The sequence below is a fragment of the Lachnoanaerobaculum orale genome, from assembly GCF_003862485.1.
Lineage (GTDB): Bacteria > Bacillota > Clostridia > Lachnospirales > Lachnospiraceae > Lachnoanaerobaculum > Lachnoanaerobaculum orale.
Genome location: NZ_RRCM01000004.1, coordinates 1 through 15,534 on the forward strand (window position 1 = coordinate 1; position 15,534 = coordinate 15,534).

12 protein-coding genes are annotated in these 15,534 nt (G+C 38.9%); 6 read left to right on the forward strand and 6 right to left on the reverse strand.

Annotated features, from left to right (window positions below; translation table 11 throughout):
* Window positions 1–627 precede the first annotated feature (627 nt).
* Genes holA through EHW90_RS12555 form a run of 6 tightly spaced genes read left to right on the forward strand, consistent with a single transcriptional unit; the run spans window position 628 to window position 5,001 of the window.
* Window positions 628–1,596: a DNA polymerase III subunit delta gene (gene holA / locus EHW90_RS12530; RefSeq protein WP_124953022.1), complete on the forward strand. Its 969-nt coding sequence runs from the start codon at window positions 628–630 to the stop codon at window positions 1,594–1,596.
* 34 nt (window positions 1,597–1,630) lie between these two features.
* Window positions 1,631–2,218 carry a xanthine phosphoribosyltransferase gene (locus EHW90_RS12535; RefSeq protein WP_009446501.1) on the forward strand — a complete coding sequence of 196 codons (588 nt, stop codon included), beginning with the start codon at window positions 1,631–1,633 and terminating at the stop codon, window positions 2,216–2,218.
* A gap of 1 nt (window position 2,219) precedes the next feature.
* Window positions 2,220–2,774, forward strand: a complete 555-nt coding sequence (yfcE, locus tag EHW90_RS12540) for a phosphodiesterase (protein ID WP_124953023.1) — start codon at window positions 2,220–2,222, stop codon at window positions 2,772–2,774.
* The gene (locus tag EHW90_RS12545; protein WP_124953024.1) at window positions 2,758–3,909 is read left to right on the forward strand and encodes a THUMP domain-containing class I SAM-dependent RNA methyltransferase; all 1,152 of its coding nucleotides are present in this window, start codon (window positions 2,758–2,760) and stop codon (window positions 3,907–3,909) included. Before yfcE ends, EHW90_RS12545 begins: the two co-directional genes overlap by 17 nt.
* 14 nt (window positions 3,910–3,923) lie before the next feature.
* On the forward strand, window positions 3,924–4,526 hold the full coding sequence (gene rdgB, locus EHW90_RS12550) for an RdgB/HAM1 family non-canonical purine NTP pyrophosphatase (RefSeq protein ID WP_040458172.1): 603 nt from the start codon (window positions 3,924–3,926) through the stop codon (window positions 4,524–4,526).
* On the forward strand, window positions 4,507–5,001 hold the full coding sequence (locus EHW90_RS12555; protein ID WP_124953025.1) for a metallophosphoesterase family protein: 495 nt from the start codon (window positions 4,507–4,509) through the stop codon (window positions 4,999–5,001). The genes rdgB and EHW90_RS12555 overlap by 20 nt, the downstream gene beginning before the upstream one ends.
* Before the next feature lie 77 nt (window positions 5,002–5,078).
* Here the strand turns inward: EHW90_RS12555 and EHW90_RS12560 are convergent, their stop codons facing one another.
* The 6 genes from EHW90_RS12560 to dnaJ all read right to left on the reverse strand — a co-directional run bounded on the left by EHW90_RS12560 (window position 5,079) and on the right by dnaJ (window position 15,519).
* Window positions 5,079–6,722, reverse strand: a complete 1,644-nt coding sequence (locus EHW90_RS12560; RefSeq protein WP_124953026.1) for a cell wall-binding protein — start codon at window positions 6,720–6,722, stop codon at window positions 5,079–5,081.
* A gap of 1,108 nt (window positions 6,723–7,830) precedes the next feature.
* Window positions 7,831–11,544 carry a glycosyltransferase gene (locus tag EHW90_RS12565; protein WP_124953027.1) on the reverse strand — a complete coding sequence of 1,238 codons (3,714 nt, stop codon included), beginning with the start codon at window positions 11,542–11,544 and terminating at the stop codon, window positions 7,831–7,833.
* 11 nt (window positions 11,545–11,555) lie between these two features.
* On the reverse strand, window positions 11,556–12,884 hold the full coding sequence (locus EHW90_RS12570; RefSeq protein ID WP_124953028.1) for an ABC transporter ATP-binding protein: 1,329 nt from the start codon (window positions 12,882–12,884) through the stop codon (window positions 11,556–11,558).
* A gap of 8 nt (window positions 12,885–12,892) precedes the next feature.
* Window positions 12,893–13,702, reverse strand: coding sequence for an ABC transporter permease (locus tag EHW90_RS12575; RefSeq protein WP_207667061.1), 810 nt, complete (start codon window positions 13,700–13,702; stop codon window positions 12,893–12,895).
* 23 nt (window positions 13,703–13,725) lie between these two features.
* Window positions 13,726–14,277 carry a dTDP-4-dehydrorhamnose 3,5-epimerase gene (gene rfbC, locus EHW90_RS12580; RefSeq protein ID WP_124953030.1) on the reverse strand — a complete coding sequence of 184 codons (552 nt, stop codon included), beginning with the start codon at window positions 14,275–14,277 and terminating at the stop codon, window positions 13,726–13,728.
* A 132-nt stretch (window positions 14,278–14,409) separates the two neighbouring features.
* Window positions 14,410–15,519, reverse strand: a complete 1,110-nt coding sequence (gene dnaJ / locus EHW90_RS12585; protein ID WP_124953031.1) for a molecular chaperone DnaJ — start codon at window positions 15,517–15,519, stop codon at window positions 14,410–14,412.
* Between the last annotated feature and the right edge of the window lie 15 nt (window positions 15,520–15,534).

A 15,534-nucleotide genomic window follows, 5' to 3' on the forward strand; every position in this document is an offset into this window, starting at 1 on the left:
GCGTTCATCCTGAGCCAGGATCAAACTCTCATATAAAAGTTTAATCTAGCCTGTCGCTAGCTTGCATCTGTTTTCACAGATCTACTGTTTTTTAAAGGTTTTAAATTCTGTTCGAATCTAAACGTTGTTTTTTCTGAAACTTCATCATATTTTTAAAGGTAGCACCATCGTCTCGCCTTGCTCGACGAGGTGTACTATTTTTCTAAACTCGAGCTTCGCTTACGCTTGCTCTCGTTAACAAAAATATGCAAATTTTTCAGGGTTGTGTGTACTGTTTAATCTTAAATTATCATGGTTCATTGTTGCAAAGAATAAACTCATTTCACTTAAGTGCTGTCCTTGACATCAACTCAAGCCGTTCAAGTTTTTGCTTTTCATAAGCAACTTTTATATGTTACCAAACTCTTAAAACTTTGTCAATAACTTTTTAATTATATATTTCAAAAGTTTTGTTTTTGTTTTAAAAATTTGTCTGCCTCAGAGGCAGTGGGTATAATATACACTTAATTCCACTCTATGTCAACAACTTTTTTATATTTTTTTTGACAGATTCCAAACTATATTTTTTCCTGAAATACTCCCTATTTATACTGGAGGCTTTCATCCTTTCATGTTATAATCTTGCACATGAAAGTATTAAATAATGATTTGAAAACTTCCACATTCAAAGGCATTTATGTACTATCAGGTGATGATGAATTTTTAAAGAACAGCTACAAAAAAAGACTTAAAGCAGCTATCGTAGGTGAAGACCAAATGAACTTTGCTTATTTTGAAGGAAAAGGAACAGATGCAGATGCCGTTATCGAATTTGCAAATACACTTCCATTTTTTTCACAATACAGATGTATTCTTATAGAAGGAAGTCAGTGGTTCAAATCCGGCAACGATAAGTTTTTAAACTACATATCAGATAAGCCCGATAGCACGAAAATCATTTTTGTGGAGAATGACTTAGATAAACGTTCTAAGCTGTACAAAAAAATAAAAGAGCTTGGATACATTGCAGAACTGAATCATCCTACCAATGATGAACTGATAAACTGGGCCGGAAATATCATAAATAAATCCGGCAAGAAAATCACCGTTTCAAATATGAACCTGTTCATTGCCAGAGTGGGAAATGATATGGAAAGACTGAAAAGCGAGTTGGGCAAGCTTATCTCCTTTACTCTTGACAAAGATATTATAGAAGAGGAAGATATAAAAGCTATAACAAGCATAAGTCTGACAAACAAAATCTTTGAATTGGTAAAATCCATTACCAATAATAAGATACAGGATGCATTGGATATATATGAAGATTTGGTAGCTTTAAAGGAACCTCCGCTGAAAATAATGATTCTCATCACAAGACAGTTTAACCAACTGTTGCAAATCAAGGAATTGATAGCATCTGGTTTTAACGAAAAGGATATAATCTCAAATATGAAATTAAATCCATATGTGGTCAAAAATCTGATGCGTCAAGCAAGAGGTTTCGATATGGCTATGCTTTTGTCCTATGTAAAAAATGCAATCGAGTTGGAAGAAGCTATAAAACAAGGTAATATTAATGATAAGCTGGCACTTGAGATGCTGATGCTTACACGATAAACACTTATGTGTTTTCAAAAGGAGAGGATTTTTCATGAAACTGTTAGAAGAGCGTATCAAAAAAGATGGTGTTATCAAGGAAGGTAATGTTGTAAAAGTGGATTCTTTTTTAAACCATCAGATGGATGTACAACTCTTTTTAGAGATGGCAAAGGAATTCAAGTCAAAGTTTGCGTCACACAATATAAACAAGATTTTGACAATAGAGTCCTCAGGTATAGGCATCGCAGCCATAGTCGCGCTTGAATTCGGCGTACCGGTAGTATTTGCCAAAAAGTCAAAGTCCATAAATATTGACGGAGATATGTATACGGCAGAGGTAGAAAGCTTCACACATAAGTGCAAGAATCAGGTTATCGTTTCAAAGAAGTTTTTAGGTCCGGAAGACAGGGTACTTATCATTGACGATTTCCTTGCAAACGGCTGTGCACTGCAGGGACTTATTTCAATTGTCAATGAATCAGGTGCAAGTGTGGAAGGCATCGGTATTGCCATTGAAAAAGGTTTCCAAAGCGGCGGTCGTGCCATCAGAAACTTAGGTTTCCATTTGGAATCACTTGCAATAATAGATTCAATGGATGCCGCTACACAAAGTATAGAGTTCAGAGCACAGGAATCCTAATATGAAATATTTTTTTGCATCAGATATTCACGGCTCATCATTCTACACAAAGAAAATTATTGAGAAATATAAAGAAAGCAACGCCTCAAAACTGGTACTGCTTGGAGACTTATTGTACCACGGCCCGAGAAATGACTTGCCTAAAGATTACTGTCCTAAGGAAGTCTTTGCAATGCTGAATGAATATAAAGATAATATCATCGCAGTCAGAGGAAACTGTGATTCGGAAGTTGACCAGATGGTCTTGGATTTTCCAATGCAATCCGACTACTGTATAGGTGTATTTAATGATATCTATTTCTTCATAACACACGGACATATATACGGTGAGGATCATCTGCCACAGCTTGCCAAAGGAAGCGCATTCATATACGGACATGTACATCTTCCGATAGCAAAAAAATCCGGAGATATTTATATATTAAATCCCGGATCCGCATCACTGCCTAAGGAACAAAATCCCAACTCCTATGCAATACTTGATGATGATATTTTTACCATATATGACTTTGACGGCAATGTATTAAAGGAGATAAAGCTTGAGAAAAATATTTGAGTTGTACGCGCCCTGCCACTTCGGACTTGAAGCCGTACTGAAAAAAGAAATCATAGATATAGGCTATGACATAACAAAGGTCGAGGACGGAAGGGTGTACTTTGAAGGAGATGACGAAGCTGTTTCAAGAGCCAATATGTGGCTTAGAACTACCGAAAGAGTAATGATAAATGTTGCACAGTTCAAAGCAACCTCTTTTAGCGAGCTGTTCGACTCTGTCGCAGATATCCCTTGGGAAGAATATATTCCTGTCGACGGGAAGTTCTGGGTCAGCAAAGCCACCTCAGTCAAAAGCAAACTCTTCTCACCTTCAGATATCCAGTCCATCGTAAAGAAAGCTATAGTCGAAAGGCTGAAGCGTATCTACAAAAAAGATTGGTTTGAAGAGACAGGAGCCGAATATCCGCTTCGCGTTTCTATAAACAAAGATATTGTTACTGTCGGACTTGATACCACAGGAGTGTCACTTCACAAAAGAGGCTACAGAACGATGACTGCAAAAGCACCTATCACAGAGACTCTTGCAGCCGCACTCATTCTGCTGACACCGTGGAAAAAAGACAGAATACTAATAGACCCGTTCTGCGGAAGCGGTACATTTGTTATAGAGGCCGCCATGATGGCTGCAAATATCGCACCGGGGCTGAAAAGAGGATTTTTAAGTTGTAAGTGGTCAAACCTTATTTCAAAGGAAGTTTGGGATAATACTTATGAGGAAGCACGTGAAATGGTTGATATCGACACCGATGTTGATATTCAAGGCTATGACATTGATAAAAACATTGTAGAGGCTGCAAGAAGCAATGCCACAAGAGCCGGAGTCATAGATATGCTCCACCTTCAGTGCAGAGACGTTGCAAGTCTCTCCCACCCGAAAAAATACGGTTTTATCATTACAAATCCGCCTTACGGTGAAAGACTTGAAGAAAAGGAAAATCTGCCTGCTATATACAAGGCACTTGGAGAGAGGTATGCAAACCTTGACTCCTGGTCACTTTACCTTATAACCTCATATGACGATGCTTGTAAGTATATAGGCAGAGAGCCTGATAAAAATCGCAAGATTTACAACGGCATGTTGCAAACCAGATTTTATCAATATATGGGACCAAGACCGCCTAAGAAGACAAAATAAAGGTTTTAATGCATATGAAAAAGATTATTTTTGCAACCGGAAATCAGCATAAACTTGAAGAAATCAGAGCTATTTTACCCGGCTTTGATATAATCTCCGCCAAAGAAGCCGGAGTATCACTCGATATTGAAGAGACCGGAACGACATTTAAGGAAAACGCTTATATAAAGGCAAAAGCCATTTGGGACATTACAGGCGGTATAGTAATGTCCGACGACTCCGGACTTGAAGTGGATTATATCGGCGGTGAACCCGGAGTATACTCGTCCAGATATATGGGTGAGGACACCTCATACACTATAAAAAATCAAAATATAATAGACAGATTAAAAAATGCCTCGGGAAATGAAAGAAGTGCAAGGTTTAAAGCCTGTATTTGTGCTATACTTGAAGACGGTACCACATTATTTTGCGAAGGCAGTATGGAAGGTCTGATTGCCACACAAACTTCCGGATCTAACGGCTTCGGCTATGACCCTATACTTTACCTACCTGAATATCAAAAAACAAGTGCCGAGATAAGCCCTGAGGAAAAGAACAAGATAAGCCACAGAGGTAAGGCACTTACAGCAATGAAACAAAAGCTGGGGGAAATTTATGAAAATATTGATTGTTAGTGACACACACAGAGTTGACGACATTTTAAAAAAAGTAATATCAATAGAAAAACCTTTCGACATGTTCATCCATCTTGGTGACGGCGAAGGCAGCGAGACCAAGATAAGCCTTATGCTTGACCCTACATGCGCATGCCTTATGGTACAGGGAAACAATGATTTCTTTTCACAGCTTCCTGTCGAAAAAGAAATCAATATAAAAAATCACAAGGCACTCCTTGTACACGGACACCAGTACGGTGTAAGCATGGACATCTCAATACTCAAAGACGAGGCCATCGCCAGAGGTTGTGACTTTGCAATGTACGGACACACACACAGACCTTACCTAAAGACTATAGACGGAGTGACCGTACTAAACCCGGGTTCACTCGGCTATCCGAGACAGGCAGGCCACATACCTACATATATGGTGATGAATGTAGACGATGACGGCAACTTTGAAATAGAGACCAAAGAAATAATGGGAGCATAATAAAAAAGGGCTACACGCTTTGTGTAAGCCCCCTTTTTATTTTAAGATTTCAAAAATGATTCACTTTATAATTTTCTCTATTCAAGTGTAACAGTTGTAACCACCTTGTTGTTTACTCTGATCTTGTAGTCCTCGCCGTCTCTCTTTGTTCCGCTCTTTAGAACGACTCCGGCATTACTTAACAACTTCACCTGATAGTTTGAATTCGGTGTTGTGATATGCCATGTAGTCTTCTTCTCAGTCTCTTCTACAGAAGATACATATCCGGGCATATTAAGCAGCTCTCCTACAGTTCCCTTAAATACAAGCTGATTGTCATTACTCTTGTCAACTACAACTACTTCATACTTGTCATACTGATCGGCCTTTATATTAAGACCTCCGATATAGAGTTTATCATCTCTTATTCCGTTAAATCCGGCACCTCTGTTGGATCCGGCATCTCTGAAATAGAATGTTCTGTTCTCATCGTCAAGCTTAATACTCTGTTTGCCGTACTTTTGAGAACCGTCCTTACCGTCTCCGAAGTACATCATACGATACTTGCCTGACAAGAATTCACTGTAATGGATCTTACCGATAGACTCTTCTATATTCTCCTGAGTCTCATACGGAATCTTTTTACTGCTCTTTCCGAGGTTATCTACAAACTCTGTAGTAGAATACTTACCGCTTGGCAGCTGCTTCATCTCAAGTAATACAAGACCGGACATCATTCCGCCCTTATCATCAAAAGCATACTTCTTTCCGTTGATTGTCTTTATCTCATTTGCAACCAAATGACCTTTGCCGTCTGCATAGTACCATGCACTGCCGTCCTCTTCCCATTTACCCTTGTTAAGGAAATATCCCGGAATAACCTTGAACCATCCCCTGGTAGACTTTGCACCGTCTTCAGGTGTAGAGAAGTACATAAAACTCTCACTGTACTCCGCTCTCTGTGATTTCGGAACTGCTGTAGAAGGAGTAGCCTCCGTATACCAGCTTGCAATCATTCTACCGTCTTCGTCAAATCCATACTTCTTTCCGTTGATTGTTTTTCCGAGACTCTTTACCTCTTTCTTACCTGAAGCATTGAAATAGAACCATCTTACCTGATCGGTATCCCAGTAATCAATATTCGGTTGTTCTTCCATGGTTCTTGCATTGTCATCATGAACCATAATCTCTCTCCAACCTGTGGTCATTGCACCGTCATTTGCATCACCGAAGTAATACTTTGCATTCCTCCATGCATCCTGGTCTGTAAGTCTCTCGCCCTGTGATACCCATCCGAAAAGCATCTTTCCGTCAACATCAAAAGCATACTTCTTTCCGTTGATGGTCTTTAGAGAAACATCACTTGAAGATGATTCATTTCTCTTATATGCTTTTCCGTTGTCACCGAAATAGTACCACCACTGATCAGGCTCATCCTTGTCGTAATCGTTTGTATTCGGCACCGCAACCCACTGATTTCTTACCATCACGCCGTTTGCATCCACATAGTATGTAGCGTTCCCGTCATCGATAAGAGAATCTTTTGCCATATCTCCCAAGTCATCCAAATAATACCAATAGTCCCCTGATTTTTGCCACTTCTGTGATACTTTCTCCTCGTTTTTGTCATAGTATACCCAAGTACCGTTCTCCTGTTGCCAACCTGTTGCGGCAAAAGATGTCATCGCACCTGCAACACTCATAACACCTACGAGTAATGCCAGCTTTGTCTGCTTCTTCATTATATTCTCCCTGCTAATCTATTTGATATAAGACAGTATGCTAATATACACAACCGCTTTATCTGTACATATTTTATCAGAATAAATCCAAAATATAAAGTATTTATTTGTGTTTTTTATATATATTCATAATCTTTATAAATTTTATACAAGCAAAATTACATAAAATATTTGTATTAAATCTTATCAGAGTCTAATTTTATAGTTTATTTAAAAATTCAATTATAAAACATATGCAATATATCATGGTTAAATTGTGCAAAATAGATTTTAGTTAGCAAATGCTAACTCTCTAATTATACAAACGACTTTCTATAGCTTTTCTTTGTGAATATTAATGCTTATAAACTCTTTTATACACATTAAGAAGAGAGCACCGACCTTTCACATCAATGCTCTCTTCAACATATTCCTGGCTCCAACGGATTAATCCTCTCTTTCTAAATAAACCGGGATTTCTATATCTGATGCCTTTTAAAAATTATAGACATCCTGTATAGTTATTGCTATTCAGTTTTTAATTTATCCTCCTATAAGCTTCCTTTCACTTCTAATACATGGTTGTTATCAATCTATCTACACGGTCTATCTCTCGTACGAATCCCACTTTCTCGTCATAAGACTTATACGAATACTATCCTAACCGATTCTTCAGATAGTAACTTTTAAAGTTTTCAATAATATATTATCTAATTAATCTTCTTATAGGTTCCGGATTAGATCAAAGTCTAATCATTACTTATGTTTTCTTTGGACCGTACCTCCTTTTATATTTTAATTTCCACTTAGCAAATCTGCTGTTTGCTTTCTCCTCGTGGATGCGTTCATCAAACTTTTTAAGAATATATTCTCTTTTGTTTATGTCTACAGTATATCAGATTTTTTCTTCTTGTCAATAGTATTTTTAAAATTTTTATATTAAAATAGTATTTTATTTTATCTATTTTCTCAATTTTATATTTATATCTGTCTCAATTGTATATATTATTTTAATTATCTGAATATTATATGCAATTCAAAAAATACTTTATATAAATCTTCTAACCTGTATATTCAAAAGTGGAATTAAAAAAGGGCCGTTGCATACAACAGCCCAAATCTTGTTTCCCTAAAAATCCTCTTTAATTATCTTCCACACCGCATCTATGCTGTGTCTGTTCTTTACATACTCTGTCGCTTCCATGTGCATATTCTTTAAAGCTTCCTTATCGGTATAGAGTGTGACACATTTTGTTATAAACTCATCAGGCTCATCCGCTATAAGCATCTGATTATATGAATTGTCTATGCCCTCCGCGCCTACACTTGTTGTGACCACCGGGTCGCCGTAGTAGAGAGCCTCTATTACCTTACCCTTGACTCCCGCTCCATACCTTAGAGGTACCACCACAAGTCTTACCTTGGTGTACAGCTCCTTTAACTCCTCTTCACTGACAAAGCCTTTGAAGATGATGCCCTTTGCCTCATTGTGCATTGCTTTGATCTCATCTGTAGCATTGGATCCGACTATATAAAACGGCGCTTTTATCTGTGCGTATATTTCATCCCACATACTCTCAAGGAAGTACTTCAAGGCATCGGCATTCGGCGGATGTGAAAATCCTCCGACAAACAGTACACCCTCTCTGACATCCGGATTGTAATCTATATCCATAAACTTATCAAAGACGTAAGCTGTGATTGCCTTGGCGTTTATCTTCTTGTCAAAGGTATGTATGTAGTCCACCTCAACATTTGACGGATAGTAGCTTATGCTTGCCTTTCTCATAAGGTCAAGTTCCATACTCTTCCAGTATGCACTTGCATTCTTCTTCTCCACATCCCCGGTAAGCTCATACTCACGCCTCTCACGAAGGAAATGCAAATCATGTCCGTAGTATATAACTTTGATATTTGTCTTTTCCCTTATAAAGTCGATATACTTTGTAGCGATATGAGGTCTGTTGAGGTAAGCAATATCAATATTTGACTGATTGTTTTCAATCCACTCAAAGATATTTGTTCTCATCTCATTGCCGTAGAGTACCTCGACTCCCATCTGCTCCAATATGGTGGTGTACGGCTCGGACTTTGCGAAATTGTCAGGTAAGAACTTCACTACATATCCTCTTTCGATGAACATCTTTATATACTGGAATGTAGTCTTTGAGCCTGCATCCTTATCAAATGTAGGCACATAGTGATCCACAAACAGAATAACCTTTTTGCCCCTGCTTCTTTCTCTGGCTCTGAAGGCATTCGGCACACCCACATTGTCATACTGATTTTTGAACTCCTCACTCCACTTTTCCTGAAGCTTTTTGTTGTTCTCCACCTGATATCTCTTAAGTCCAGTACCGTTGACATCGGTACCGTTTGATACACCCTCAAAGTGAATTACTACACTGAGCGGCTGATATACCACTCGTAAGTTTCTCTTTCTTACCTCAAAGGCAAGGTCCGAATCCTCACAGTAAGCAGGCGCGTATCTTGTATCAAATCCGCCTATCTCTTCCCAAAGTTTTCTGCTAAGCATTATCGCGGCACCTGAGATATAGTCCACATCTCTTACATAGTTGTACTCAGGCTTGTTCGGGTCGTCACATCTGCCGTAGTTCCATCCGCTGCCGTCACTCCATATGATGCCTCCCGCCTCCTGAAGTCTGCCGTCAGGATATACAAGCTTGGATCCTACCATACCTATGCTCTTATCTGACTCAAGCAGCTTTATAAGCGGAGGAAGCCAGTTCTTTTCCACTGTAGTATCATTGTTTAAGAAAAAGATGTACTCTCCCCTTGCCTTTTTCGCGGCATTGTTACAATTTTTCAAAAAGCCCTGATTGGTTTCATTTCTTGCAATCACGAGTCCCGATACAAACTTATCTATTTCACTTGTCGCATCGGTTGAAACATCATCCGCAATTATCACTTCATAGCTGTATTCATCAGTATTTTCAAGCAGTGATACCAGACAGGCATAGGTATAATGTATCTGATTGTATACAGGTATGATAATACTTACCTTAGGGTTTTCCACATATGGGAAATTAAGCTTGCCCTTTTCTCTGTATATATCGCCTATCTTAAATTCGCCCTCAATAAGATTCTTGCCTTCAGCGGAATGTGTAAGCTTGAAATATTTTATAGGGTGAGTAATACTCATTATCCTGTAGTTTAACTTCTTTCTCTCGACACTTCCCTTAGGATACTTTTTGTTGTAGATGGTACTAAGCTTTCTTCTGATTCTAAACGGTATAGAGAGGTTGCCGTTATATACATTCAGAGTCTTTGCAAGTTCTTCATTCTCATGCCTTAAATTGTCTATGATTATACCCAGATTATTGACATGATTGTCTGTCAGAGTTCTAAGCCTTGTCATCTCTTTTATAGCCAGTTCTCTGTCCTGATTTATCGCATCAAGCTCTCTTATCTTATTCTTTGCATACGGCAACTCCTTTAGAGCTTCAAGTCCCTCATTCAAGGTATCACGACTTACAGTCTCTACAAAGTAGTTATCAAGGTAAACTTCCTGATAATCTCCGTGCATATACTCTTGGAACTGCCTTTCGATAAAGTCAAGCCCGTCCATATCATCTATCTCAAACTTTAAGAGAAATTCTTCTTCACTTAAGCCAAACTTATCCTTAATCTTCTCTGCATTATTCTGATAGAAGTTATGCAATGCACGATACTTTATAAAGGTCTTTCTGTCATTTATAAAATCCATTGAGCTGTCATATACCCACTCACAGTCAATAGCTGTCAGTTTGTCACCTTCAAAAATAAAGTTGTCAAATATCGCATCAAGGTTCAGCGCATCCTTATCTATTATCTTATCAATATACTCACAAAGCTTCTCAATGAATTTATCAAGGCTATACTCAATACACTCTTCACATACAGCACTTAAAGACTTTCCCTCAATAAACTCAAAGCTTATCTCTCCGGCATTTTTAAATACTCCCTTAAGTACATTTACATTGTCATTTTTGATGAGCTTTGACTTATCATACATACCTAAGATATGCGGAATACCGTCCTTTTTCAGCGCGGATTTTACAACATACTTCTTGTTATCTTTGCGCCTTATTTCAGTCTTTATCTGATATTTTAAAAGTCTTGTTCTGTTGTATTTTATATAGATGCTCTCTTCATCTCCACCTGATACTATGACATATGAGTTTGCAAAGCTGTCAAAATCATTTGACTTTGCCGCTTCACAAAATCTGTCTCCGATATCCTTAAGTGCAAACTTAGGATAATCATATGCCTTTATCTGTGAGAGTTCACCGCCACTAGGCATCTCCTTATCTGAAAAGAGCTTATATACATATCTGTAATTAGGATAAGGATAATATGTATCGCTTTTGCCTATCCAATTTCTTACAGCTTTTACACTTAGTGCATTCTTATCACCAAACTCATCTTCAAAGTAATTAAGTCCATACCTGTTATCAAATACCAGCACAATCTTTTTATCAGGTTTTTTCACGCTCATAAGCTTAGATACCATATCACTGCCGTAGGCAATTACAGTATCAAACTCATTAAAATCTATGTTTTCAAAAGCTTTTATATACTCTATATTGCTTTCAAAAACAGCCTTTATGCTTTCAAGTTTTTCAGGCTCTTCTTCATATACGTATACTTTTGATTTTTTTATCAAATCATCCAGTACGGCTACCTGACTTCCCAGAAACAATGTTCTTCCCTTTATACTAATCCACTCGGTATTTCCAAGTGCCAAAGATGAGAAAAACGACAAGTTACAAAGACCCGGATTTTCCTTCAAAAGCCTGTATTCATCTTTTCCATACTTTTTTGCAAGTTCTAAAAGACCCATTTTCTCTCCCGTTATTTGCTATTTTGAGTAAGCTTTACTTTCGACTCCATATCATATACACCTACAGTGTTCTTGTTTGAGATAACTGTAATGAATGTCACATCGTATAATCTGTGATAAACCACATGTGTACCGTTCTCAAATCCGGTACAGCTCATACTTAGAAGATACTCACCGCCCTGTAAGGTCATCTTCTGCTTAAACTCCACCACCGCATCATCGCCGGGCTTTACAGGTTTTACCTCCACTCCTTCAAACATTGTATTGGTTCCTGTAAGTTCGGTACCCTTTTTATCCTTGATGGTAAATGTGAATATAGGTGACTCGATATTTGCATTAAACTTTATCTTCTCTCTGATTGTAAACTCCTCACCTTTTAGTAAAAGGTTGGTCAGCTCACCCTTTGAGTCCAATATTCCAAGGTCATAAATTTCCGCCCTGCCGTCACCGTACTCTGTCTTATTCGGATTGATTGACATCTTTTCCTTCATAAGTCCGTCATGTTCTTTTACATGTGTCTTGTTGATGTCATTGTTTAATTCCATCATATCCGCAAAATTACTGTCAAGCCTCTTTGCAAGGTCCGCTTCAAGGTCATCCATTCTTCCTGCCAGTATCTTCTTGTACAAATCCACCATCTCTCCGGCAGGTCCTTCCGCCAAGAATTTTCCCTTATTAAGAAGTATTACCTTGTCACAATATTTTATTACACTTCCCATATCATGGGTTACCATAAGTATGGTTGTACCTGTCTTTCTTATCTCTTCCATTCTCCTGTAACACTTGGCCTGGAAGAAAACGTCTCCTACGGAAAGCGCCTCATCCACTATCAATATTTCAGGTTCCACATTGATTGCAAGTGCAAAGGCAAGTCGCACAAACATACCTGATGAATAGGTCTTTACAGGCTGATATACAAAATCGCCTATATCCGCAAACTCAAGTATCTCATCAAGCTTTTCATCCATTTGCGCCTTTGAAAATCCCATCATTGTGCCGTTCATGTAGATATTTTCAATACCTGTGTAGTCCATGTTAAAACCTGCACCAAGCTCAAGAAGTGCTGATATATTGCCGTCCACTTCCACGCTTCCTGTGGTGGGATTTAATACACCTGTTATTATCTTAAGTATGGTGGACTTTCCCGAACCGTTTGTTCCGATAATGCCCACCGTAGAACCCTTCTCTACAGAAAAGGATATTTTATCCAGGGCAAAAAATTCCTTATGATATTTTTTATGTGTAAGGGAAATACTTTCCTTTAACCTGTCTATAGGCTTATCATACAGTCTGTAAATCTTTGTTACATCACAGACATTTATTGCTAAATTGCTCTGCATACTTCTCCTTATAATACATCTGAAAAATGCGGTCTTAACTTATTGAAAAGTCTAAGTCCGATAAATAAAAGTACTATGGTGACCAACCAAAAATATAGTGTAAGTCCCGGTCTTTCAAAAAAGTAGTTGCCTCTTAGGATACTGTCTCTGTAACCCACCACCACATAGTACACAGGATTCAGCTTCATTATCGTCTCCACTTTTGAAGGAAAATAACTGAACATTGTAGGGTCCCACATAATCGGTGTCATCCACATGCCAAACTGCAGTGCGATACCCACTATCTGAGCCATATCCTTAAAGAATACATTGATTGCACAGGTTATATATATAATTGAAAGTGCAAATACCGAAAGGCAGAAGCTGTAGTATATTATTCCTATCCAGCTTGCCATAGGCAGTCTGCCAAATGCCAATGTCATTACAAGCATTATAACCACGAAGATTCCATGTACTATCAGGCATGAAATCACCTTGATTACAGGAAGTATCGACACATTAAATACTACCTTTTTTACCAGATAATTGTATTCCGAAAGTACCGAAGTACCCAAGTTAAGTGACTCCGCAAAGAAAAACCAAGGTACGATTCCCGGTACAAGCCATACTACATAAGGCACTCCCGGCACAGGCGGCACACTTTTAAATCCCATTTGGAAAATCAAAAAGTATATAAGTACCGTTACCACCGGCTGCACAAACATCCATGCCACGCCAAAATAGGACCCGACAAAGCGCTTCCTAAAATCGGCCTTTGCCAAATCCCATATGATATTTCTTGATTTTAATATTTCTCGTATAAGCGATATTATATTCATATCCGTTTCCATTCGTTATTTTATTAGAACTTGAATGTCTCCTTCAGTCCTTTCCACTTTGTATCCTTCTCAGACATGATTAGGTTGAGCCCTTCTATCGGCCAATCTATACCTATATCAGGGTCGTCATACTTAAGTCCGCCCTCATCATTAGGATGGTAGAAGTCGGTACACTTATATGCAAATACCGCCTCATCTGAAAGTACTACAAATCCGTGTGCAAATCCCTTCGGTATATAAAACTGCTTCTTGTTCTCGTCTGAAAGTACTACACCGAAATACTTGCCGTACGTCTTTGAGTCTTTTCTTAAGTCCACAGCCACATCGTATACCTCACCGCTTAGAACTCTTACAAGTTTACCCTGCGGATGTTCCTTTTGAAAATGTAAGCCTCTCAGTACTCCCTTTGAAGACTTTGACTGATTGTCCTGTACAAACTCCATGTCAAGACCGGCCTCTGTAAAATCATTTTTATTATATGTCTCTACAAAGTAACCTCTGTCATCCTTAAACACTGTAGGAGTTATCACACAGAGTCCTTCTATATCACATCTTTCAACTTTGATCTTTCCCATAAATACACCTCGTTATTAGCTTTATTCTGACCTTGATTATACTTCACAGCTGTATATACGTCAAATACGAACGTAAAAGAAGCCACGAGTTATAATCCCGTGACTTCCAAACAATAAATGTTTTATAAAATATTATTTATTCATTGTAGCATCAAAAGCCTCAAGTGCGGCCTTCTGCTCTTTTGTAAGCTTTGTAGGTACAGACACCACCAATGTAATATAGTGGTCACCTCGTACATTCTTATTTCTGAGAGAAGGAACACCCTTGCCCTTTAATCTGACTCTGCTGTCTGTCTGTGTACCTGCTTTAATAGATACGTCCACATCACCGTCCACAGTCTTTACTCTGATACTGCCTCCAAGTGCGGCCTTTGCAAAGCTTATCGGCACTGTGGAATATATATTTGTATCCTGACGCTTGAATATAGGATGAGGGCTTACAATCACCTCTACAAGCAAATCTCCTCTAGGTCCGCCGTTTACTCCCGGCTCACCTCCGCCTGCAACTCTTACAGACATACCGTTGTCAACACCTGCCGGTATATTCACCTCAAATTTCTTCTTGGTCTGAATATAACCGTTTCCGTGACAGTCAGGACATTTATCCTTTATAATCTTTCCGGTGCCGCCGCAGTCAGGACAGGTCTTTACATTCTGCATAGTTCCAAATATTGTCTGCTGCGAATATCTTATCTGTCCCTTACCGTTACACTTCGGACATGTAGTAGGTGAAGTACCCGCCTTGGCACCGCTTCCGTGACAGGTAGCACATTCGTCCTTGTAGTTGACGGTAACATCTCTCTTACATCCGAAAACAGCCTCTTCAAATGTAAGCCTTACCGCAACTTTGACATTGGCACCCTTCATAGGTCCATTTCTTGTGGCCCTGCCTGCGCCGCCGCCACCGAACATTCCTCCAAACAAGTCTCCGAAGATATCGTCACCGCTAAAGTCAAAGCCTGAGAAGCCTCCGAATCCGCCAAAGCCGCCGGCTCCCGCACCTGCTCCACCGTCAAAGGCAGCATGACCGAATTGGTCATACTGTCTTCTCTTTTCAGGATCGCTTAGTACAGCATACGCTTCACCGGCTTCCTTGAACTTTTTCTCAGCTTCGGGATTGTCCGGGTTTGCATCCGGATGATACTTCTTTGCCAGCGCTCTATATGCTTTTTTTATTGCAGAGTCATCAGCGTTTTTGTCAACGCCAAGTACTTCATAGTAATCTCTTTTGCTCTCTGCCATCCTTTGCTCTCCTTA